Genomic DNA, 21,242 nt, shown 5'->3' with positions numbered 1-21,242 from the left:
GGAGTACCCGGTGGCCTGTGCACCCGCCCTGAACCAAACGGTCACCGCTTCAAAGCGGCGCCCGCGAAGTGACAAACTGATTGACCCCCACAGCCGCCCGCTCACGGATCGCATCGAACGTGGTGCTCGCAACGATGCGCCCGTTCTCGAACACCGTCTGCAGCAGATCGACCTGCCCATCCGCAAGCGCTTCTTCGCGCAAGGTCTGCACTTCGCCGCGTGCATTCCGAACCAGCGCGAGCCGCCCCTTCTTCGACGCCTTGCTCACATCGCCCACCGGCGACTTGTAGACATCGCGCCACTCGCCGTTCACCTGCATGGCCGAGCACTTCATCGCCCACTGCATGGTGTCGCGATTGACCTGCTGCAGCAGCCCGCCGCCCATGCCGAAGGAGATGTTCTCCGTCGAGAAACCGTTGTGGAAGAAGTTCGACAGACACAGCCGCAGCGAGTCGAGGTTGACGCCGTCGCCCTGGATGATCCGCACGTTGTTCAGCACGCGAAATCCCTTGGCATTGGTCGTGGTGCCGAAACGGTCGGCCAGGATCTGCGCCACCTTGAGCGTGGTCTCGGCCGGGTCGCCCGAGTCGGGCCGCACCACCAGCGTCGCGCCCGAGGCCACCACCTTCGCCTTGAGCTCGCCGCCCCAGATGCGGGCGCAGGCATTGAAGATGTCGTAGCTGTCGCTCACCACCGCGAAGGTCGCGCCGGGCTTGCCGAACTGGTCGAGCATGTTGCTGTAGGCATCGGACTCGTGGTCGCGGCCCCAGCCCGTGATGGTGCTGTGCTCGGCTGCCGGAATCGAGAAGCCCGCCACGTCGCAGTCGTAGTAGCGGCGCGCCGCGACCAGTGCGGCCAGCGTGTCGGTGCCCATGAAGTTGACCAGGTGCGCCATGCCGCCGAGCGCCGCCGATTCGAGGCTCGACACGCCGCGCGCGCCGAAGTCGTGCAGCCTGAAGGCGATCTGGCCTTGAGGGTCATCACAGGTTGCCTCTAGGTATCGAAGCAGCGTCGTGCGCGCAGCCGCAGAGAGCGTGGCCACCGTGGTCGGATACCAGATCGCGCGCAGCAATTCGGTTTCGAGAAAGCTCGTGACCCAGAAGAATTCGGGGTCCGTGTTCTCGATGGTCGCGAGCACGTTGTGCACCGGCAGCACGCTGCCCTCGGGCACCGCGCGAATGCGCACCGGCATGAACCCGCCGTGCTTCTCGATCAGCCGCAGCCATCCTTCGCGGTTGAAGGGCTCGCCATGCACGGCCATCAGCGCCGCGGCTTCGTCGACATCGGCGAGCGTCACCGGCGTCTGCAGGTATTCGCGCAGATAGGCCTGAAGGCCGAAGAAGAGCGAGTGGCTGAAGATGCCGCCGCGCGACTCGATGTAGCTGTGGACCGTCTGCGTGCCGGGCGGATATTGCATCCAGTGCGACACCTTGTAGGAGTCGGTGCGCAGCAGGAGGTTATTGCCCAAACGTGTGGAAATAGGCGAAGAGGTGAGGTTGCGGTTCATGTGAAAGCTCCTTTCACGTGGGCTCCGTCAACCGGAGCCCGTTCTTGCTGACAAAGCCTGGTCGTTCAGTTCTTGCCCAGGCCACCCAAAAAATGATTCGCGATGAAGTAGTGGTCTTCGTAGATGCGGTCCTGCATGCCGAGGAATTCGGCGATCGGCACCCAGCGCACCTCGGCCGCGTCGTCGTCGGCGCGCACGTCTGAAAGCCCCGTCCACTGGTTGTGCGCCAGCTCGAAGAAGAAGCCGTGCGTGATCGTGCGGCCGCGCTGCGAGCGGTCGGGCGCATCGAACACGTGGCTCGCCTTCATGCTGCCGTTGAGCACGGGCACGGGCACCTTCAGGCGCGTTTCTTCCTTCAGCTCGCGGATGGCCGCTTCCTGCAGCCGCTCGTGCTGGCCCACGAAGCCGCCGGGCAGTGCCCAGGTGCCCTTGCCAGGGTGGAACTTGCGCTGCACCAGCAGGATGTGGCCTGCCTCGACCACGATGGCATCGACCGTGGTGTAGATCGGCGGAAAGGCGCTGCCCGCATAGCGGTACTTGTCGCGGTAGTCGACGAGGAAGGCGCGCTCCTCGCAGAGCTCGGCGTAGTCGGCGGTGCCGGTGAACTTGTCGAGAAAGGCCGCGGTGCCGTCGGGCAGGTCGGCGCGTGCGAGCTGGCCGCGGTTCTCGGGGTCGAAGTAGAGGCTGCGCACATCGGTGGCGTTCAGGCTTTCCACGCTGTGCTGGCCGACGAACTCCCAGTGCGGGAAGAGCTTGAGGTAGTAGCTCGAGGCGTCCTTCAGGTGGCCCACCAACGCGACCTTGGCGTCGGCGGGTGCGTGGCCGTCTTGCTGGATCAACCGGTCGACGGCCGACTGGATCGATGCGATCCAGATCTGGTCGTTGTAGGGCGAGTCGCCCACGCCGACGACGCTCACGCGCATCTGCTCCGTGCCGCGCAAACAGGCGCGCACCATGCGTTCGCGTTCGTCGAAGGTGAAGGGGTTCTTGACGCTCCGGGGCTTGCGGTCGGAGCCGACCACCACGATGACCCGATCGGCGGCGCGAAGGCCTTCTTCGATGAGTCGCTGGTGACCGAAATGAACGGGCTGGAAACGCCCGATGACGATGGCGTACTGGAACTTGCGTGTGCTCACTTGGGAATCCCCCAAAATTGGCGCAATCAACTTGCGCTTGCGTTCAGGATAGCATCGGTGCCGCCCATGAATCAAGCCTTTCGATGACCGAGCCCTCCACCTCCCCCAACGCCCCCGTGCGCCTGAACAAGCGCATGGCCGAACTCAAGATGTGCTCGCGCCGCGAGGCCGACGAGTGGATCGCCAATGGCTGGGTGAAGGTGAACGGCAAGCCGGCCGAGATGGGCGTGAAGGTCACGCCGTCGGACCGCATCGAGATCGACAAGGCCGCCAAGGGCCAGCAGGCGAACCAGGTCACCATCCTCATCAACAAGCCCATCGGCTATGTGAGCGGGCAGGCCGAAGACGGCCATGAGCCGGCGGTCACGCTGTTCACGCCGCAGAACCGCTGGGCCGAGGACAACGCCCGCTTCTTCTTCAGCCCGCAGCAACTGCGCGGCCTCGCACCCTGCGGGCGCCTCGACATCGACTCCATCGGCCTGCTGGTGATGACGCAGGACGGCCGCGTCGCGCGCCAGTTGATCGGCGAAGACTCGGTGATGGAAAAGGAATACCTGGTGCGCGTGGCCTATTACGGCCCGGGCCAGTCCGCGCCCACGGGGCAGCTCATCCGCATGGACGACGACGATCCGGTCACGCAGAACGTGCAGGCGGTCTTTCCGCCGGCAATGCTCGCGAGGCTGCGGCATGGCCTCAGCCTCGACGGCCAGCAGCTCAAGCCGGCGCGGGTCGAGTGGCAGAACCCCGAGCAACTGCGCTTCGTGCTTACCGAAGGCAAGAAGCGCCAGATCCGCCGCATGTGCGAGCTGGTGGGCCTCAAGGTGGTGGGCCTCAAGCGCGTGCGCATCGGCAAGGTGATGCTCGGCAACCTGCCGGTGGGCCAGTGGCGCTACCTCGGGCCGCACGAGAAGTTCTGAGCGTTCGCAGGCCATGCCCGTGGTGCTGAGCCAGCGCGCACTGAACCGAGCCACGCTGGCGCGGCAGATGCTGCTGGAGCGGCGAAAGGCGACGGTCGTGCAGGCCATCGAGAAGCTGGCGGGGCTGCAGGCGCAGGCGCCGAACCCGCCGTACATCGGCCTCTGGAGCCGGCTCGAAGGCTTTCGCCGCGAGCAACTCACCGACGCGTTGAAGAAGCGCCGCATCGTGCGCATGTCGACGTTGCGCGCGACCCTGCACCTGATGGCCGCATCGGATGCGCTGGCATGGCGGCCGCTGCTTGAGCCGGTGCATCAGCGTGGCCTGTCGGGCGAGCATTCGCGGGCGCTCGAAGGCATCGACCGCGCGGCCGTGGTGAAGGCCGGCAAAGCACTGCTCGATGAAGGCCCGCTCACCGGCACCGAACTCGGGCAAGGGCTCGCGGCGCACTGGAAGGACCGGGCGCCTGCCTCGCTCGCCGCACTCATCCGCAACAACGTGCCGCTGGTGCACCTGCCGCCCGCGGGCAGTTGGGGCTCGCACCAGAACCCACGGCTGCAGCCCATTGGCCAGTGGCTCGGCGAATCCGCCGCCGATGTCGCCCCCGCCACCCAGGACGACCTGCTGCTGCGCTACCTGGCCGCCTTCGGCCCCGCCACGCTCGCCGATGCCGGCGCGTGGTCGGGCCTCACCGGCTGGAAGGCCGTGGCCGAGCGCCTGCGTCCGCAACTGCGCGTGTTCATTGGTGAAGAGGGCCAGGAATTGTTCGACCTGCCACGCGCACCGCGTCCCGACCCCGACACGCCCGCACCGCCGCGCCTCGTCGCCGAATGGGACAACCTGCTGCTCTCGCACGCCGACCGCAGCCGTGTGCTGAGCGAGGCCCACCGTGCCCGCGTGTTCACCGTCAACGGCATCGTGCGCGGCACGGTGCTCCTCGACGGCTTCGTGGCGGGCACCTGGAAGATCGAGCGGGCGAAGAACACGGCCACTGCGGTGCTTGAGCCTTTCACGCGCTGGTCGAAGGCCGACCGGCTCGGCATACAGGAAGAAGCGATGCGCCTGCTGGCCTTTGCCGCGGACGCCGAGGGCGAAGGCGAGCAGCACGACGTTCGCGTGCTGTGACCCTTGCGCCCGCACGGCGCCTAAGCGCCGCCTAAGACTTCGCTTCTACGCTGCGCCTCGGCGCAAGGCACTATCGATCATCCCGGTCGCGTGCTACCTTGCGGCCCAAGGAGTCGCTGCAATGCGCGTGCTTTTGGTGGAAGACGATGAAATGATCGGGCGCAGCCTGAAACAGGCGCTCGAGGGCGCGGGCTGGTCCGCCGACTGGGTGCGCGACGGCGAGCTCGCGCAGAGCGCGTTGGGCGACGGCGGCTACACCTGCGTGCTGCTCGACCTGGGCCTGCCCAAGCAGGACGGCACCGACGTGCTGCGGCGCGCGCGCGAACGCGGCGATGCAACGCCGGTGCTGGTGCTCACGGCCCGCGACGGCCTCGACGACCGCATCAACAGCCTGGACCTCGGGGCGGACGACTACCTGCTCAAGCCCTTCGAGTTCCGCGAACTGCTCGCGCGCATGCGGGCCATCGTGCGCCGCCGTGATGGCGCGGCGCATTCGCTGGTGGGCAGCGGTGTCCTGCAGCTGGACCTGACGACGCGCGAGGTGCTGGTGAATGGCGCGCGCGAGGCGCTGACAGCGCGCGAATTCGCGCTCCTGCATGCGCTGCTGGAGCGGCCGGGTGCCATCCTTTCCCGCGAGCAACTCGAAAACCGCATCTACGGCTGGGGCGAAGAAGTGACCAGCAACGCCATCGACGTGCTGATCCACGGCATGCGCCGCAAGCTCGGTGCCGAGTCGATTCGCAATGTGCGCGGACTGGGCTGGCGCGTGGCTGCATGACGGATGGCGCTGCGCAGTCCGGCCGCTGGTGGCGTCCGCGCTCGCTGCGCATGCAGTTGCTGCTGTGGTTGATCACGCTGCACCTGGTCGGCGCGGTCGCAACCGCATGGTTTTCCTTTCTCGCGTACGGCAACCTGGTTCACAACGCGCTGGACGACCAGATGCGGCTGGTGGCTGAGTCGTATGCGGGCAACGATCCGCCCAAGATGCCGCGCGCGGTCGATGGCGAAGCCGCGTTCACGCGCGGCGCCTTCGTCGTTCAGATCTGGAGCGCCGACGGCACCGCGCTGCGCGCGAGCTCATGGCCGCTGCTGACGGTGCCGCTGCAGCCCGGCAACGGCTTCCGCAACGTGAGCACCGGCACGCAGGCGAGCGCGAGTTGGCGCGTCTTCACCGCCGAGCCCGGCCCGCGAGCCGACCAGCCGCGCGTGCAGGTGCTGCAGAACGAGGACTACCGTCGCCGTCGCGCATTGCGCCGTGCGTTGCTCGAAGGCTTGCCGATTGCGCTGCTGCTGCCGGCGGCGCTGCTGATGCTGTGGCTCATCGTGTCCGCGGCCTCGCGATCGCTGCGCGGCGTGGCGCGCGACGTGGCATCGCAGGACGAACGCAGCCTCACCGATCTCTCGCTGGCGCGCATGCCCGACGAGATCGCGCCGCTAGTGGGCGCTTTCAACAACCTGCTGGCCCGCGTGCGCAATGCCTTCGCCACCCAGCGGCGCTTCGTGCAGGACGCGGCGCACGAGCTGCGCACGCCCATGGCCGCCATCGGCCTGCAGATCGAGAACCTGCGCGCGCACGTGCCGGCCGGCGAAGCCACGGACCGCTTCAACCAGCTCGAAGCGGGTGTCACGCGCGCGCAGCACCTCATCGAGCAGTTGCTGAGCCTCTCGCGGCAGGACGCGCCGCAGCGCGCCATGGCGCGCGAGGCCATCGACATCGAGGTGCTGCTGCGCGAGAGCGTGAGCCAACTGATGGTGCTGGCCGATGCGCGGCGCGTGGACGTGGGCTTCGAAGGCAGCATCACGCCGGTGGTGTCCGCGCCAGCGCCCGAGTTGCGCAGCGTGTTCGACAACCTGATCGACAACGCGCTGCGCTATGCGCCCGAAGGTGGCGTGGTCGATGTGCGGCTGCACGAGGCCGAGGGCCATGCGGTGGTCGATGTGCTGGACAACGGTCCGGGCATTCCGGAGAGCGCCATGGGGCGCGTGTTCGATCGCTTCTTTCGCGTGCCGGGCGCGGCCGCCGGCGGCAGCGGACTCGGATTGGCGATTGCGCGAACCGCCGCCGAGCGCAACGGCATGCGCATCGAATTGCGCAACCGCGACGACGGTCCGGGGCTCATGGCGCGCGTGCATCTGCGGGCATCCCCGCTAAGCCGCAGCTAACTCTTCGCTCACTCCCATCTCAGTCGGGCTGCCTAGAGTGCGTGCAGGTCCTGCCACGCGCAGTTCGCACGATGGCACGAGACCGGAGACAACCTGCCCTCAAGGAGCACACACCATGCGCACTTCCCTCAAGCTTCTCGCCATTGGTTCCTTCGCTGCGCTCGCAGCGCTGGGCACCGTCCATGCATCGGCCGAAACGACCGATGGCTCCGACTTCCATCCGCTGCAGTTGAACTCCGCCGAAAACCCCGATATTCAGGCCGGTGCGATTGCCGCCGCGCATCCGAGCGGCACCGAGTCCATCGGCCAGTCGACCAGCGCCCCCGCGATGCTGTCGACCGTCTCCGACACCGAAGTTCAGGCCGGCGCTTTCGCCGCCTCGCACCCCACCGGCACCGAATCGATTGGCCAGTCGACCTCGCTGCCGCTGGTGAAGTCGGCCAACGGCAGCTGATTGCGCTCGACGGCGGAGGCGACGACGCTCAGTCGTCGTTGCCGTTGCTGAGAACGGTGCGGTAGATCACTGCGCCGATGATCGCGCCCACGATGGGCGCGACCCAGAAGAGCCACAGTTCCGACACCGCATGGGACGGCCCGAAGAGGGCCGGGCCTGTGCTGCGCGCCGGGTTCACCGAGGTGTTGGTCACCGGGATCGAGATCAGGTGGATCAATGTGAGGCACAGGCCAATGGCCATGCCCGCGAAGCCGCCCGCTGCGCGCTTGGCCGTCGAGCCGAGGATCACGATCAGGAACACGGCCGTCATCACCACTTCGCACAGCGCTGCGGCATACAGGCCGTACTTGCCGGGCGAGTGTTCGCCATAGCCATTGGTGGCGAAGCCGCCGATGTCGGCACCCGGTTTGCCCGTGGCAATGAGATAGAGAATGCCGGCCGCCGCAATCGCGCCGAGCACCTGCGACACGATGTAGCCCGCGAGTTGCGAGGCCTTGAAACGGCCCGCGGCTGCGAGGCCGATCGACACCGCCGGATTGAAGTGGCCGCCCGAGATCGGCCCCAGCGCATAGGCGCCTGTCACCACCGTGAGACCGAAGGCCAGCGAGACCCCGAGCAGGCCGATGCCCACACCCGGAAAGGCCGCCGCCAGGACCGCGCTTCCGCAGCCTCCGAGCGTGAGCCAGAAAGTACCAATGAATTCGGCCGACCACTTTTTGTAGGTACTGTGTTCCATAACGCTCCATCCTGAAGTTGAGAAAGCGCGCCGGTCCAGGGCCGAGCGCGGGCGCATTCTGAGTCGGGAAATCAGGGGCGTCGAGCACCTTGTTGCAGCGAACGGAACCTCTTCACGGATCGCGCAAGTTTTGTACGTTGCCGCAACTGCGTTGCATGTGAACGGAAGGCCTCAATACTTCAAAGCGTGATGACGATCTTCCCGAATGCGCCGCGTTCCAGGCGGTCGAGTGCGGAGGGCAGCGCATCGAATTCGTACTGCGCCGCGATCACAGGCTTGAGCGCGTTGATGTCGATGGCGCGCACCAGATCTTCGAGCGCGCGACGATGCCCGACGCCGATGCCTTGCACCGTCGCGCGGCCAAGCACCATGGCATAGAACGATGCGCTCAAGGTCTCGCCGCCGAGCATGCCGATGATCGACACGCGCCCGCCTTGCTTGGCGGCCTGCAGCGAGCGATCGAGGTTCGGGCCGCTCGACAGTTCGAGCACATGGTCCGCGCCGCGTCCGTTCGTGAGCCTGCGCACTTCCGCGGGCCAATCGCTGTCGCGCATCAGCACGTGCGAGGCGCCGAGCGCGAGCGTTTGTTCGCGCTTGTCCTCGCTCCCCGTCACCACGATGGCTCGCGCGCCATGCAGCCGCGCGATTTGCAAGCCGAACAGCGCGACGCCGCCGGTGCCGTGGATCAGCACGGTTTCGCCCGCGCGCAACGCGCCGGTTTCGGCGAGCGCGAACCATGCGGTGAGTCCTGCGCAAGGCAGCGTGCTGGCTTCGGCCAGGTTCAGCGTGGCGGGCGCGGCCACCGCCCACGCCGCGTCGATCAGCACATGCGATGCGAGCATGCCCGGCCCAGGCCCGCCGGCGAGCACGGCGTCGCTGTGCCAGTGGCTGTCGATCCACCCGCCCCAGAAGGTGCTGACGACGCGATCGCCCACGGCGAAGCGCGTCACGCCAGGGCCCGCGGCCACCACCGTGCCCGCCATGTCGGAGCCGGGCGTGAAGGGCAGGTCGAGCTTCATGCCCATGCCGTCGCGAATCATCAGGAGGTCGCGGTAGTTGAGCGACACGGCGCCGACCCGCACGAGGATCTGGCCCGCGCCTGGTACGGGCAGCGGCGCCTCGGCCTGTTCGAGATGGGCACGGCCGAATTGGGGAAGCTGCCAGCGGCGCAGCGTCTGAGGTTCTTGCATCGAAAAGGCTCCACGAAACAGCGAAGCCTTGATGCTATTGATGATGAAAACTATCCGGTGGCGGATAATTTTCTTCAACACGACGCCTGAAAGTATCCAATGAGCCAGCGCCTGCAGGGCATCGAAGAGTTCGTCGCGGCAGTGGAAGCGGGCAGCTTCGCCCTCGCGGCGCAGCGGCTGCATGTCACCCGTTCTGCGGTTGCCAAGAGCATCGCGCGGCTCGAGGCGCGGCTGAACACGCGGCTGTTCCTTCGCACCACGCGCAGCCAGAGCCTCACCGAGGAAGGCCATGGCTACTACGAGCGCTGCCGCCGCGCGCTGGCCGAGCTCGACGCGGCCGAAGCCGTGACCGACACGGCGCGCAGCACGGTAGCGGGCCTCGTGCGCATCAGCATGCCGGCCATGTTCGGCCGGCTCAAGGTCGGGCCGCTGCTGCTGGCACTGGCGCGCCGGCATCCGGCGCTGTCGCTCGAACTCGCGTTCAGCGACCGGCGTGTGGACCTGGTCGAAGAGGGGCTCGATCTCGCGATCCGCAGCGGCGAGCTGGCGGACACCTCGGAGCTCGTTGCGCGGCCGGTCGGCGTGCAGTGGATGGTGCTGTGCGCCGCGCCCGCGTACCTGGCCGAGCGCGGGCATCCGCGCGGCATCGAGGCACTCACCGCGTCGCAGACGTCGCACACGCCGCATGAAGCCGTGCTCTATGCGCGCGACGGACAGGTCTCGACCTGGCACTTCCACGGTGCCGACGGCCGGCTCGTCGACGTGACGCTTCCTTCGCGCCTGCGCTGCGACAGCGCCGAGGTGCTGCTCGAAGCAGCCATCGGCGGCATGGGCCTGGCGCGCCTGCCCGCGTGGCTCGCGGCGGATGCGCTGACTGCCGGCACGCTGGTGCGCGTGTTCGAGGAGCCCAAACCCTTCGGCTTCGAGCTGAATGTGATCCGCTCGCGCAGCCGCTACCTGCCGTTCAAGACGCGCGTGGTGATCGACTGGCTGGCCGAGCACCTGCCGCCGCTGCTGGCCGTGCCGTGACCTGCAAGACGGGCGCTATCCTGCGCCTTCGAACCCCCCACCGATCCGAGGAGAAGCACATGCGCATCCCAGCCAACCGGAACATCGCGGCCGTCATGGCCATCGCCTTCGCCGGCTTCGCGGCTTTCTACCTGCCGTCGCAGAACGCGGCCGCGCAGGGCACGGTCAACGCGCTGTGCAGCACCGACGCCGGCTGGTGCGAAGCCGCCGCGGCAGCCTTCACGCGCGAGACCGGCATCAAGGTGCAGCAGGCGCACAAGGGCACCGGCGAGATCGGTGCGCAGCTGCGCGCCGAAGCCGCGAACCCCAAGACCGACATCTGGTGGGGCGGCACCGGCGACCCGTTCCTGCAGGCGGCCGAACAGGGGCTGCTCGAGCCCTATCGGCCCGCCTACATCAACGACCTGCACGACTGGGCGGTGCGGCAGTACGCGCTGTCGCAGAACATGGTGGGTGGCTTCTACACGAGCGCGATCGGCTTCGGCTTCAACACCGACGTGCTCAAGAAAAAGAAGCTGCATGAACCCAAGTGCTGGGCCGACCTGGTCAAGCCCGAATACAAGGGCGAGATCGAGATCTCGCACCCTGCATCGAGCGGCACCGCCTACACCATCATCGCGGGCCTCGTGCAGCAGATGGGCGAGGACGCGGCCTTCGACTACCTGAAGAAGCTGCACAGGAACGTGACCAGCTACACCCGCAGCGGCCAGGCGCAGGCGCCCAACGTTGCCAAGGGCGAAGTGGCCATCGGCGTGAGCTTCATCTTCGGCTTCGAGCGCTGGCGGTATGACAAATTTCCTGTGAAGACCGCCGCGCCGTGCGAAGGCACGGGCTACGAGATCGGCGGCATCGCGCTCGTGAAAGGCGCGCGCAACAAGGAAAACGCCAAGCGCTACTACGACTGGCTCATGAGCCCGAAGGGCCAGGCCATCGGCGGCACGGTGGGCAGCCTGCAGTCGCCGGCCAACAAGACCTTCAAACCCGATGCGCGCATTCCGTCGATGGCCGATGTGAAGCTCATCAAGTACGACTTCCAGAAGTACGGGCAGGCGGCCGAGCGCAAGCGGCTGATCGATCGGTGGACGCGGGAGGTCGAATCGCAGCCGCGCTGATCCTGGTTGCCAGGCGCTTTCTGGAAAAGACTCAGGGCGAACTGGCCGTGAAAGTGATCTGCCCGGTGTAGGTGCCGGCCGGGCGATTCGCCGTGTTCGCGTACGAGAAGGTCCAATCCGCCGCGCGCTGGGTCACCTGCGTGAAGCCGCTCCCCGGGCCACCGGTCGATACATTGATGGTGGGCCCCAGGCCGGTCGCCGGGATCGTGGGCGCAGGCAGCGCACTGTCACTCGATGCCACGGTGATCTCCGAGATCGGAATGGTGTTGCCGCCCGTATTGGTCAGCGGGCCGGTCGTGGTGGCGCGCAGCGTGACCTGGCCCGCGTTGCTGCGCACCTCGACCGGCAGCACGTTGCCCGTGGCGCCGACACTGAAGATCGGCGCCGTGCCGTTCCTGCTCGTGGCCCTGTTGTTGCCGGCGGTCGGCGCACCGCCGCCGGGGATCGAGGTGGCGAGCGCAAAACTCACCGTGGTGATCGTGCCGCTCTGGACCCGGCCAGGCGCCATCGCTGATGCGAAAGAAGATGAACTTGTCGATTTCCGCAACCCGTGTGAGTAAAAAAGTTCACATTTTGGAGGTCGATGCCAAATTGTTCCGAGCCAACCGCGGAAACGTGCGCGCGTTCACCCGCTCAATCGTTGTTTTTCAAACACTGCACCCTCAGTTGAAGAAGTTGGCGCTGCGTCGTCTTTCGGTCGCCGCGCCGACTTAGAATTTTTTCGATTTCGACATTTCCCTCTCTCATGGCTGATTCCTCCAACACCAAACTCCCCTTCCAGGCCGAAGTCGCGCAGCTGCTGCACCTCGTCACGCACGCGCTCTACTCCAACAAGGAAATCTTCCTGCGCGAGCTGATCTCGAACGCGTCCGACGCGTCCGACAAGCTGCGTTTCGAGGCGCTCGACCACCCCGAGCTGTACGAAGACCAGCCCGAGCTGGACGTGCGCCTCTCGTTCGACAAGGCCGCCCGCACTCTCACCATCACCGACAAGGGCATCGGCCTGTCGCGCCAGGAAGCCATCGACAACCTCGGCACGATCGCCAAGAGCGGCACCAAGGACTTCATGAGCAAGCTGAGCGGCGACCAGAAGGCCGACGCGCAGCTCATCGGCCAGTTCGGCGTGGGCTTCTATTCGGGCTTCATCGTGGCCGACAAGATCTCGGTGGAATCGCGCCGCGCCGGCCTCCCGGCCGAGCAGGGCGTGCGCTGGATCAGCGGCGGCGCCGGCGATTTCGAGGTGGCCGACATCACCCGCGCCGAGCGCGGCACCAGCATCACGCTGCACCTGCGCGACGACGCCGACGAATACCTCAACGCCTGGAAGTTGAAGCAGATCGTCGGCAAGTATTCCGACCACATCTCGCTCCCGATCCTCATGGAAAAGGAAGAGTGGAAGGAGGGCGAGAACGACCAGCCCGGCGACATGGTGAAGACCGGCGAATGGGAAACGGTCAACAAGGCCAACGCCCTCTGGAGCCGTCCCAAGAAGGACATCACGCCCGAGCAGTACGAGGAGTTCTACAAGAGCATCAGCCACGACTACGAGGCGCCGCTCGCCTGGAGCCACAACCGCGTGGAAGGCAGCACCGAGTACACGCAGCTGCTCTACATCCCCGCCAAGGCGCCGTTCGATCTGTGGAACCGCGACAAGAGCGCGGGCGTGAAGCTCTACGTCAAGCGCGTCTTCATCATGGACGACGCCGAGGCGCTGCTGCCGAACTACCTGCGCTTCGTGAAGGGCGTGATCGACTCGGCCGACCTGCCGCTGAACGTGAGCCGCGAGCTGCTGCAGGAAAGCCGCGACGTGAAGGCGATCCGCGAGGGCAGCACCAAGCGCGTGCTCTCCATGCTGGAAGACCTGGCGAAGAAGCAGAAGACCTCGCCCGAGAGCGGCGAAGGCAAGATCGACGTGGGCTCGGGCGAATCGGTGCCGGCTCCCGAGCCGACCGAAGCGGTGACGGACGTGGTCGACAAGAATGCGCCCACCGCCGCCGAAACTGCTGCCGCTGCGGCGGATGAGTCGGGCAAGTACGCCAAGTTCTACGCCGAGTTCGGCGCGGTGCTCAAAGAGGGCCTGGGCGAAGACATGGGCAACCGCGACCGCATTGCCAAGCTGCTGCGTTTCGCCTCGAGCACCAGCGACGCCGTGACCGTGAGTCTGGCCGACTACAAGGCGCGCATGAAGGACGGCCAGGACGCCATCTACTACATCACGGCCGACACCCTGGCCGGCGCCAAGAACAGCCCGCAGCTCGAGGTCTTCAAGAAGAAGGGCATCGAGGTGCTGCTCATGACCGACCGCGTGGACGAGTGGGCGCTCAACTACCTCACCGAGTTCGACGGCACGCCGCTGCAGAGCGTGGCCAAGGGCGCGGTCGACCTGGGCAAGCTGCAGGACGAGGCCGAGAAGAAGGCGGCAGAAGAGGCCGCCGAATCCTTCAAGCCGCTGCTCGAGCGCCTGAAGGAAGCCCTCAAGGACAAGGCCGACGACGTGCGCGTGACCACCCGCCTCGTCGACTCGCCCGCCTGCCTCGTGGTGCAGGACGGCGGCATGAGCACGCAGCTCGCGCGCATGTTGAAGCAAGCCGGCCAGCCCGCGCCCGATCTGAAGCCGGTGCTCGAAGTCAACGCCGAGCACGCGCTGGTGAAGAAGCTCGAGAGCTCCGAGCACTTCGAGGACCTCGCCAACATCCTGTTCGACCAGGCACTGCTCGCCGAAGGGGGCCTCCCGGCCGATCCCGCCGCCTACGTGAGGCGCGTCAACGCGCTGTTGGTGTGACGATCCGGCCGCGCACCACTTTTCGTGCAGCAGCCGTCGTTCCGGCGGCGCTGCTGGCGATGCTCCTGGTGAGCGGCTGTTCGCACTATCACATCGGCATTCCGCTGGTGCCCGGGCTCTCGCTCGGGCTCGGTGCCACCAAGGACGGCAATTTCTCCGTGGGCCTGAACACCGGCTGGGGCCCGCTCGGTGCGGGCGTTTCGGTCAACAACACCGGCGTGGTGGCCGGCACCGCGGGCGTGGGAGTCGGCGTCGGCATCGGGCCGATCGGCACCGGCGTCGGCGTCGGCGTGGGCAAGAGCGTGGTGCTGCACGACCCGAATGCGGGCAAGCCGGGGTACGCGCCCGCGGGCGGCGCCGCACCGGTCACCACGGCGGCGGTCGGGGCCACGGTGCCGATTTCCGGGACGTCCGGCGTTACTGGGGCCACGCCCGTGGCGCTGGTTTCGCCGGCTGCGCCGGTCACGGTCAGCAAAGGCGGTGTGACCCGGCCGGTCGCCAACCCCGCACTTCAGCAGCAATCGCCCGCGGTGCGCGTTTCCTACAGCACACCGGCCCCTGCCGCTGCCGCCGCTCCGGCGGGCAGCCTCGGCACGCCGGGCAATCCCATCGCGCCCTGATGGCCGCGTCTTTCCATTCATCCGCGCCGCGGACCGGCGCGAGGGTGCCCCGATGACTCTCAGTACAGAAGCCGTTTTGGCGCTCGCACCCGACGATGCGTCGGCCAAGGCCGCCAAGGGCCTGCTCGCCCCGGCCAAGTGGCCCACGCTCGGGTATTCCGACGAAGCCGTCTGGGGCGAATGCCAGGGCAGCGGCAGCAAGCCGTACCAGACGCAGGTCGATCTCTCCGGCCCCGTTTTCCGCTGCTCCTGCCCCAGCCGCAAGTTCCCCTGCAAGCACGGCCTCGCGTTGATGCTGCTGCGCGCGCAAAGCGGCGCCAGCTTCACCGCCGCCGCGCCGCCGCCGTGGGTGGCCGAGTGGATCGCCTCGCGCCGCGACAAGGCCGAGAAGAAAGAAGCGCGCGCCGCCGAACCCGCGGCCGCGCCCGATCCCGCCGCGGCCGCCAAGCGCGACGCGCAGCGCTGGAAGCGCATCGAGGCCGGCGTGCAAGAGCTCGCGCGCTGGCTCGACGACCAGACCCAGCGCGGCCTCGCCGCGCTCGGCAGCGAACAGCAGCAGGCCTGGGGCGCGATGGCCGCGCGCATGGTCGACGCGCAGGCACCGGGGCTCGGGCAACGCATCACGCAGGCGGCCGAACTCATCGGCGCGGGCGAAGCCTGGCCGGCGCGCCTGCTCGACCGGCTGGGCCGTCTTCAACTGATCGTCGACGCGGTGCCGCGCCGCGAATCGCTCTCGCCGGCCACGCTGGCGGACCTCCGCATCGCGCTCGGCTGGCCGCAGGACCGCGAGGGCCTGCTCGCGGACGGCGAACGCATCAGCGACCACTGGCTCGTGCTGGGCCAATGCATCGACGAGCGCGATGCAAAGCTGGTCGAGCGCCATGTGTGGCTGCAAGGCCGCGCGAGCGGGCGACGTGCGCTGCTGCTCGACTACTCGCATGGCGGGCGTGGTTTCGAAACCGGCTGGGTCAGCGGCAGCGAGCGCGCCGCGGTGCTGTGCTTCTATCCGGGCCACGCGTCGCAGCGCGCGCTGGTGGCCGAGCTTCTGGCCGACGCGCCCGCATCGACCGCGTCCGCCACCGATACGCCCGACGAGTGGCAACGCATGGCGCAACAGATCGCCGCCAATCCCTGGCAACCGCTGCTGCCGATGGTGTGGGCCGAAGCCGTGCCCGCGCGGCACGGCGACCAATGGTGGCTGCGCCTCGACGCCGCGCCGCAGGCCTTGCCGATGCAACTGGCGACGCAGGAGGCCTGGCAGTTGCTCGCGCACTCGGGCGGCGCGCCGCTGCGGGTCTTCGGCGAATGGGACGGTGAGCAGTTCGCGCCGCTCACTGCCTGGGCTTCGGGTGCAGCGGCCGGGAGTGCGCCGGTCTGGACCTTGGCTGGAGTGCGCGCATGAGCCGCCGGGCCGCTCCCAAGGCGAATACCGCAGCGCGCAGCGCGGAGGTCATCGAATGAGTCACTGGAACACGCTGCTGCAGAGCGCACTGGTCGGCACCGCCCGCCAGCCCGTGCCGGCGGCCGATGCAATGGCGGGCGAGTTCGGCGGATTGCTGCAGGCGATCCAGTCCGGCGACGCGCAAGGCCAGTTGCTGCGCGTCGCAGGCGCCGTCGCCATCGGGCGCCGTGCGGGCTTCGTGGCGCCGGGCCTCTCGCCCTCCGATGCGCCGATTGCCGCCGCGGATGAACGCCCCGTGCTGAACGATCCCGCGCTGCAGGCCGCCATCGCCGATGCGCTGGCAAGCGGTCCGCTCCGCCTGCAGCACGAAGGTCTCGCCGCGGTCACTGCCGCGGGCCTGCGCCTCCCCCACAACCTCCTGCCCACCGCGCTCGACGCCGGCCGCCGCGCGATCGACCTGCGGCCTTCCGTGATCCCCGCGCTCGGCGAGCGCGGCCTCTGGCTCGCCGCGCGCAACGACGACTGGCGCTACGCCGTCGGCGCCAGCGAGCAGGCCGATGCGCAGACGCGTTGGGACGAAGGCAGCCTCGAGCAACGCCGCGCGGTGCTGGTCGAACAGCGCCGCAGCGACCCCGCCGCCGCACGCGAACGCCTCGCCGCGGAGCTGCCGCAGCTTCCCGCCAAGGAACGCGCCGCGCTGCTCGGCGCGCTGGCCGAGAACATCGGCCCCGACGACGAAGCCTTGATCGACGCCCAGCTCAAGGACCGCGCCCGCGACGTGCGCCAGGCCGCGGTCGAGTTGCTGCAGCGTTTGCCCGCCAGCGCCCACGTTCAGCGCATCGAAGCCTTCCTCGCACCGCTGCTCTCACAAGTGGGCGGTGCATGGCAGTTGAACGCCCCCGAGGCCGCCGACCCGCGCTGGAAAGACGACGCCATCGACCCCGTGCGCCCCACCCACGACAGCCTCGGCGAGCGCGCCTGGTGGCTCTACCAGTTGGTGCGGCAAGCGCCGTTGTCATGGTGGACCACGCACACCGGCATGACGCCTGCCGCGCTGCTCGGCTGGGCCGAGAAGAGCGACTGGAAGGACGCCCTGTTCCGCGGCTGGAACGAAGCCATCCTCGCCACGGCCGATGTCCACTGGGGCGACGCGATGCTCGACCACCATCACACCCGACACAGCCAGCGCGCCTGGGTCGGCCAGTTGCTGGCGCTGCTGCCCCGCGAACGGCGCGAGCGCCACTGGGTGATCGAACTGGGCCTCGCGGACAGCGGCGTGCAGAACGTGATCGCCTTCGCCGACCAGGCCTGCGCACCCGGCGAAACGCCGTCGGCCGAACTCTCGCTCCAGCTTGCGGCCGCACTGCGCGCTCGCGTCGAGCGCGGCGATCTTGTCAACGACTACGTGCTGCGCCAGGTGCTCGGCAACGCGGCCGCGCTGCTGCATGCCGATGCGCTGCACCTTTTGGCCGACCTACCGCGCGCCGCCGAGGAAAGCCCCGGCCTCGCGAGCGCATTGAGCGACGCCGCGCGCATCGTGCGCGCGCGCCAGCTGTTTTCGACCCTTCGTCTTTCGTCCACTTCTTCTTCCTCATCCCAAGGCCGTCCATGAGCAATGTCCTGCGCCAGCATGCCGAACATCAATTCGCCGAAGAACTCGATGCGCTCCAGAAGGTCGACGACCGCCAGCGTCCGGGCAACTGGAAACTCTCGCCCTGGGCCGTGCTTACCTACCTGATGGGCGGCAAGTTGGCCAACGGCTTCGAGGTCAGCCCCAAGTACATCGGCAATTCGCGCCTGATGGAGATCGCCGTTTCCACGCTCGCCACTGACCGCGCGCTTCTGCTGTACGGTGTGCCGGGCACGGCCAAGTCGTGGGTGTCGGAGCACCTGGCCGCGGCCGTGAGCGGTGACTCGACCATGCTGATCCAGGGCACCGCCGGCACCAGCGAAGAGCAGCTGCGCTATGGCTGGAACTACGCCGAGCTGCTGGCCCATGGCCCGTCGGAAAAGGCGCTGGTGCCGAGCCCGCTGGTGCACGCGATGCGCCTCGGCAAGATCGCGCGCGTCGAAGAACTCACCCGCATCCCGGCCGACGTGCAGGACACGCTGATCACCGTGCTGTCGGAAAAGACGCTGCCCATCCCCGAACTCGGCAGCGAGGTGCAGGCCGTGCGCGGCTTCTCGGTCATCGCCACCGCGAACAACCGCGACAAGGGCGTGAACGAACTCTCGAGCGCGCTGAAGCGACGCTTCAACACGGTGGTGCTGCCGGTGCCCGCGAGCGAGGCCGAGGAGGTGCAGATCGTGGTCAAGCGCGTGTCCGAACTCGGCCGTGCGCTCGCGCTGCCCGCCGAGCCGCCCGCGCTGCAGGAAGTGCGCCGCGTGGTGCAGATCTTCCGCGAGCTGCGCAACGGCCAGACCGAAGACGGCAAGACGCGCATCAAGTCACCGACCTCCACGCTCTCGACGGCCGAGGCCATCTCCGTCATCAACAGCGGCATGGCGCTGGCCGGCCACTTCGGCGACGGCGTGCTGCGCTCGGCCGACGTGGCTTCGGGCCTCATCGGCGCGGTCATCAAGGACCCGGTGCAGGACCATGTGGTGTGGAAGGAATACCTGGAGACCGTGGTGAAGGAGCGCGCCGACTGGAAGGACCTGTACCGCGCCTGCCGCGAACAGCTCTGAGCCCCGCGCCACCGCTGCGACTGCACATGGCTTCACCGCTGCATTACTTCGGCATCCGCCACCACGGCCCCGGCTGTGCGCGCAGTCTGCTGCGCGCTTTCGAGTCGCTGCAGCCCGACTGCATCCTGGTCGAGGGCCCGCCCGAGGCCGAGGGCCTGCTTTCCTTCATGGCGCATGCGGACCTCCGCCCGCCAGTCGCGATGCTGGTGCATGCGAACGACGACACGCGCCTGGCCGCCTTCTACCCCTTCGCCGAGTTCTCGCCCGAGTGGCAGGCGCTGCAGTGGGGCGTGAAGCATGGGCTGCCCACGCGCTTCATCGATCTGCCTCAGGCGCATCGCATGGCCATCGAGCAGGCGGCGCGCGCGGCCGACGAGGCCAAGGCTGCCGAGGCAGAAGCACCAGTCGAAACGCCGCTCGACGACGACGAGACCGACAAGCTGCCGGTCGCCGAAACCGTCGAAGAACCCGTGGAAGAGCAGGCTGCCAACGCACTGCCCGACGATCCCTTCGACTGGCTCGCCCATGCCGCCGGCTATGCCGATGGCGAGAGCTGGTGGAACCACATGGTCGAGGAGCGCGGCGACGGCGAAGACCTGTTCGGCGCCATCGCCGAAGCCATGACCGCCGTGCGCGCCGAGACGCCCGAAGACCGCCGCGGCCAGCGCGCGATGGAGCGCGAGCAGCTGCGCGAAGCCTTCATGCGCCAGTCGATCCGCGAAGCCGTCAAGGCCGGTCACCAGCGCATCGCCGTGGTCTGCGGCGCCTGGCACGTGCCGGCGCTGCAGGGCACGGTCACCGCCAAGGCCGATGCGGCGCTGCTCAAGGGCCTGCCCAAGCTCAAGGTGCTCGCGACCTGGGTGCCGTGGACCTATCGCCACCTCACGAGCGCGAGCGGCTACGGCGCGGGCATCGATTCGCCCGGCTGGTACGAACACCTGTGGCAGCAAGGCCAGCAGGTCGCGGGCCGCACAACCGGTTGGCTTGCGCGCGTGGCAAGGTTGCTGCGCGAACACGACCTCGATTGCTCCTCCGCCCACCTGATCGAAGCCACGCGTCTCGCCGAAACGCTCGCCGCGCTCCGCGAGCGCCCCGCGCCCGGCCTGCCCGAGCTCGACGAGGCGGTGCGCAGCGTGATCTGCATGGGCGAGCAGGCGCCGCTCACGCTGATCCACCAGCGACTCACCGTCGGCGACCGCATGGGCCAGGTGCCCGCCGAAGTGCCGACCGTGCCGCTGCAGCGCGACATCGAGCAGGCGCAAAAGAGCCTGCGCCTCAAGCCCGAGGCGACCGCGAAGACGCTCGACCTCGACCTGCGCCAGCCCAACGACCTCGCGCGCAGCCACCTGCTGCACCGGCTGCGGCTGCTCGACTTGCCATGGGGCGAAATCACCGCCGGCCAGCGCGCGAGCCGCGGCACCTTCCACGAGGTGTGGCAACTGCAATGGCAGCCCGAGTTCGCGCTGCGCATCATCGAAGCCAGCCGCTTCGGCGCGACCGTGGCGCATGCCGCGAGCGCGCGCGTGATGGAAGGGCTGGCCGCGGAGACTTCGCTCACGGCGCTGGCCGAGCAGGTCGACATCGTGCTGCTGGCCGACCTGCCGGTCGCCGTGCAGGCCGTGACCCGCGCACTCGAAGACCGAGCCGCGCTCACCGGCGACGCGGTACAGCTCATCGGCGCGGTGCCGCCGCTGGCCAACGTGTTCCGTTACGGCAGCGTGCGCCAGACCGACAGCGCGCTGCTCTCGCATGTGCTCGACGGCCTGATCGTGCGCGGCGCCATCGGCCTGCCGATCGCCTGCGGCGCGCTCGATGCCGAAGCCGCCGAGGCGCTGCGCACCCGGCTCATCGCCACGCACGACGCGGTGCGCCTGCGCGACGGTGAAGAAATCACCGCCGCCTGGCGCGCCGCTTTGCGGTCCATCGCTTTCGGCGAAACCGGCGCGCCGCTGCTGCGCGGCGTGAGCTGCCGGCTGCTGCTCGACGATGCGCAGATCGACAGCGACGGCGCCTCGCAGCAACTCGCGCGCAACCTCTCGGCCGGCGCACCGCCGACCGAAGCGGCCGCGTGGCTCGAAGGCTTTCTCAACCGCAACGCGATGGTGCTGCTGCACGACGAAGCCGTCTGGTCGCTGGTCGACCGTTGGCTTGCGGGGCTCGGCGAAGAACACTTCGTGCAGGTGCTGCCGCTGGTGCGGCGCAGCTTCGCGGACTTCTCGGGGTCGGACCGGCGGGCGCTCGGCGAGCGTGCGAAACGCGGTGCGGTCGGCGGCACGCTGCCGGCCGCCGTGGCCGCCGCTGACTGGGACGAAACACGCGCGGTGCTCGCGCTGCCGCTGCTGCGGGAACTGCTGGGAGTGAAAGCATGAGCGCCGCGCCGGGC

General features: G+C 68.3%; 19 protein-coding genes. 14 read left to right on the top strand and 5 right to left on the bottom strand.

Annotated elements, in window-relative coordinates; all coding sequences use genetic code 11:
• Positions 1-49: 49 nt before the first annotated feature.
• Positions 50-1,507, bottom strand: a complete 1,458-nt coding sequence (locus VARPA_RS28365; protein ID WP_013544029.1) for a nicotinate phosphoribosyltransferase — start codon at positions 1,505-1,507, stop codon at positions 50-52.
• Between the two features lie 65 nt (positions 1,508-1,572).
• Positions 1,573-2,643, bottom strand: a complete 1,071-nt coding sequence (locus VARPA_RS28360) for a bifunctional nicotinamide-nucleotide adenylyltransferase/Nudix hydroxylase (protein ID WP_013544028.1) — start codon at positions 2,641-2,643, stop codon at positions 1,573-1,575.
• 83 nt (positions 2,644-2,726) lie between these two features.
• On the opposite strand from VARPA_RS28360, the gene VARPA_RS28355 reads away from it, so the two are divergent.
• The 5 genes from VARPA_RS28355 to VARPA_RS28335 all read left to right on the top strand — a co-directional run bounded on the left by VARPA_RS28355 (position 2,727) and on the right by VARPA_RS28335 (position 7,300).
• Positions 2,727-3,560: a pseudouridine synthase gene (locus VARPA_RS28355; protein ID WP_013544027.1), complete on the top strand. Its 834-nt coding sequence runs from the start codon at positions 2,727-2,729 to the stop codon at positions 3,558-3,560.
• A gap of 13 nt (positions 3,561-3,573) precedes the next feature.
• The gene (locus VARPA_RS28350; RefSeq protein WP_013544026.1) at positions 3,574-4,683 is read left to right on the top strand and encodes a winged helix DNA-binding domain-containing protein; all 1,110 of its coding nucleotides are present in this window, start codon (positions 3,574-3,576) and stop codon (positions 4,681-4,683) included.
• A 121-nt stretch (positions 4,684-4,804) separates the two neighbouring features.
• Positions 4,805-5,461, top strand: coding sequence for a response regulator transcription factor (locus VARPA_RS28345; RefSeq protein ID WP_013544025.1), 657 nt, complete (start codon positions 4,805-4,807; stop codon positions 5,459-5,461).
• Positions 5,458-6,846: a sensor histidine kinase gene (locus VARPA_RS28340; protein ID WP_013544024.1), complete on the top strand. Its 1,389-nt coding sequence runs from the start codon at positions 5,458-5,460 to the stop codon at positions 6,844-6,846. Before VARPA_RS28345 ends, VARPA_RS28340 begins: the two co-directional genes overlap by 4 nt.
• A 115-nt stretch (positions 6,847-6,961) precedes the next feature.
• Positions 6,962-7,300: a hypothetical protein gene (locus tag VARPA_RS28335; RefSeq protein ID WP_013544023.1), complete on the top strand. Its 339-nt coding sequence runs from the start codon at positions 6,962-6,964 to the stop codon at positions 7,298-7,300.
• A 28-nt stretch (positions 7,301-7,328) separates the two neighbouring features.
• Here VARPA_RS28335 and aqpZ read toward each other — a convergent pair whose 3' ends face one another.
• Positions 7,329-8,036 (bottom strand): aquaporin Z, encoded by a 708-nt coding sequence (gene aqpZ, locus VARPA_RS28330; RefSeq protein ID WP_013544022.1) that lies wholly within the window; start codon positions 8,034-8,036, stop codon positions 7,329-7,331.
• 179 nt (positions 8,037-8,215) lie between these two features.
• Entirely contained in the window at positions 8,216-9,226 is a 1,011-nt protein-coding gene (locus VARPA_RS28325) for a zinc-dependent alcohol dehydrogenase family protein (protein ID WP_013544021.1), read from the bottom strand.
• A 99-nt stretch (positions 9,227-9,325) separates the two neighbouring features.
• On the opposite strand from VARPA_RS28325, the gene VARPA_RS28320 reads away from it, so the two are divergent.
• Positions 9,326-10,255, top strand: coding sequence for a LysR family transcriptional regulator (locus tag VARPA_RS28320; protein ID WP_013544020.1), 930 nt, complete (start codon positions 9,326-9,328; stop codon positions 10,253-10,255).
• A gap of 59 nt (positions 10,256-10,314) precedes the next feature.
• The gene (locus VARPA_RS28315; protein ID WP_013544019.1) at positions 10,315-11,367 is read left to right on the top strand and encodes an ABC transporter substrate-binding protein; all 1,053 of its coding nucleotides are present in this window, start codon (positions 10,315-10,317) and stop codon (positions 11,365-11,367) included.
• A 31-nt stretch (positions 11,368-11,398) separates the two neighbouring features.
• Here the strand turns inward: VARPA_RS28315 and VARPA_RS28310 are convergent, their stop codons facing one another.
• On the bottom strand, positions 11,399-11,875 hold the full coding sequence (locus tag VARPA_RS28310; RefSeq protein ID WP_013544018.1) for a hypothetical protein: 477 nt from the start codon (positions 11,873-11,875) through the stop codon (positions 11,399-11,401).
• A 5-nt stretch (positions 11,876-11,880) separates the two neighbouring features.
• Here VARPA_RS28310 and VARPA_RS31255 point away from each other — a divergent pair, with 5 nt between their 5' ends.
• From VARPA_RS31255 to VARPA_RS28280, 7 genes are read left to right on the top strand one after another with little or no spacing between them, the layout of a single operon-like run.
• Complete coding sequence (locus tag VARPA_RS31255) at positions 11,881-12,081, top strand: hypothetical protein (protein ID WP_144299057.1); 201 nt, start codon at positions 11,881-11,883, stop codon at positions 12,079-12,081.
• A gap of 31 nt (positions 12,082-12,112) precedes the next feature.
• Positions 12,113-14,149, top strand: coding sequence for a molecular chaperone HtpG (gene htpG, locus VARPA_RS28305; protein WP_013544017.1), 2,037 nt, complete (start codon positions 12,113-12,115; stop codon positions 14,147-14,149).
• The gene (locus VARPA_RS28300; RefSeq protein WP_041943084.1) at positions 14,146-14,769 is read left to right on the top strand and encodes a hypothetical protein; all 624 of its coding nucleotides are present in this window, start codon (positions 14,146-14,148) and stop codon (positions 14,767-14,769) included. The genes htpG and VARPA_RS28300 overlap by 4 nt, the downstream gene beginning before the upstream one ends.
• Before the next feature lie 52 nt (positions 14,770-14,821).
• A complete protein-coding gene (locus tag VARPA_RS28295) occupies positions 14,822-16,171 on the top strand; it encodes an SWIM zinc finger family protein (RefSeq protein ID WP_013544015.1) in 1,350 nt (449 codons plus the stop codon).
• A gap of 55 nt (positions 16,172-16,226) precedes the next feature.
• Entirely contained in the window at positions 16,227-17,783 is a 1,557-nt protein-coding gene (locus VARPA_RS28290; protein ID WP_013544014.1) for a DUF5691 domain-containing protein, read from the top strand.
• Entirely contained in the window at positions 17,780-18,859 is a 1,080-nt protein-coding gene (locus tag VARPA_RS28285) for an ATP-binding protein (RefSeq protein ID WP_013544013.1), read from the top strand. Before VARPA_RS28290 ends, VARPA_RS28285 begins: the two co-directional genes overlap by 4 nt.
• A 26-nt stretch (positions 18,860-18,885) precedes the next feature.
• Positions 18,886-21,228, top strand: a complete 2,343-nt coding sequence (locus VARPA_RS28280; RefSeq protein WP_013544012.1) for a DUF5682 family protein — start codon at positions 18,886-18,888, stop codon at positions 21,226-21,228.
• Positions 21,229-21,242: the final 14 nt, after the last annotated feature.

It is taken from the genome of Variovorax paradoxus EPS (genome assembly GCF_000184745.1).
Taxonomy (GTDB): Bacteria; Pseudomonadota; Gammaproteobacteria; order Burkholderiales; family Burkholderiaceae_C; genus Variovorax; species Variovorax paradoxus_C.
The sequence above is the reverse complement of the archived record's forward strand: the minus strand, read 5'-3'. Positions and strand labels throughout refer to the sequence as shown.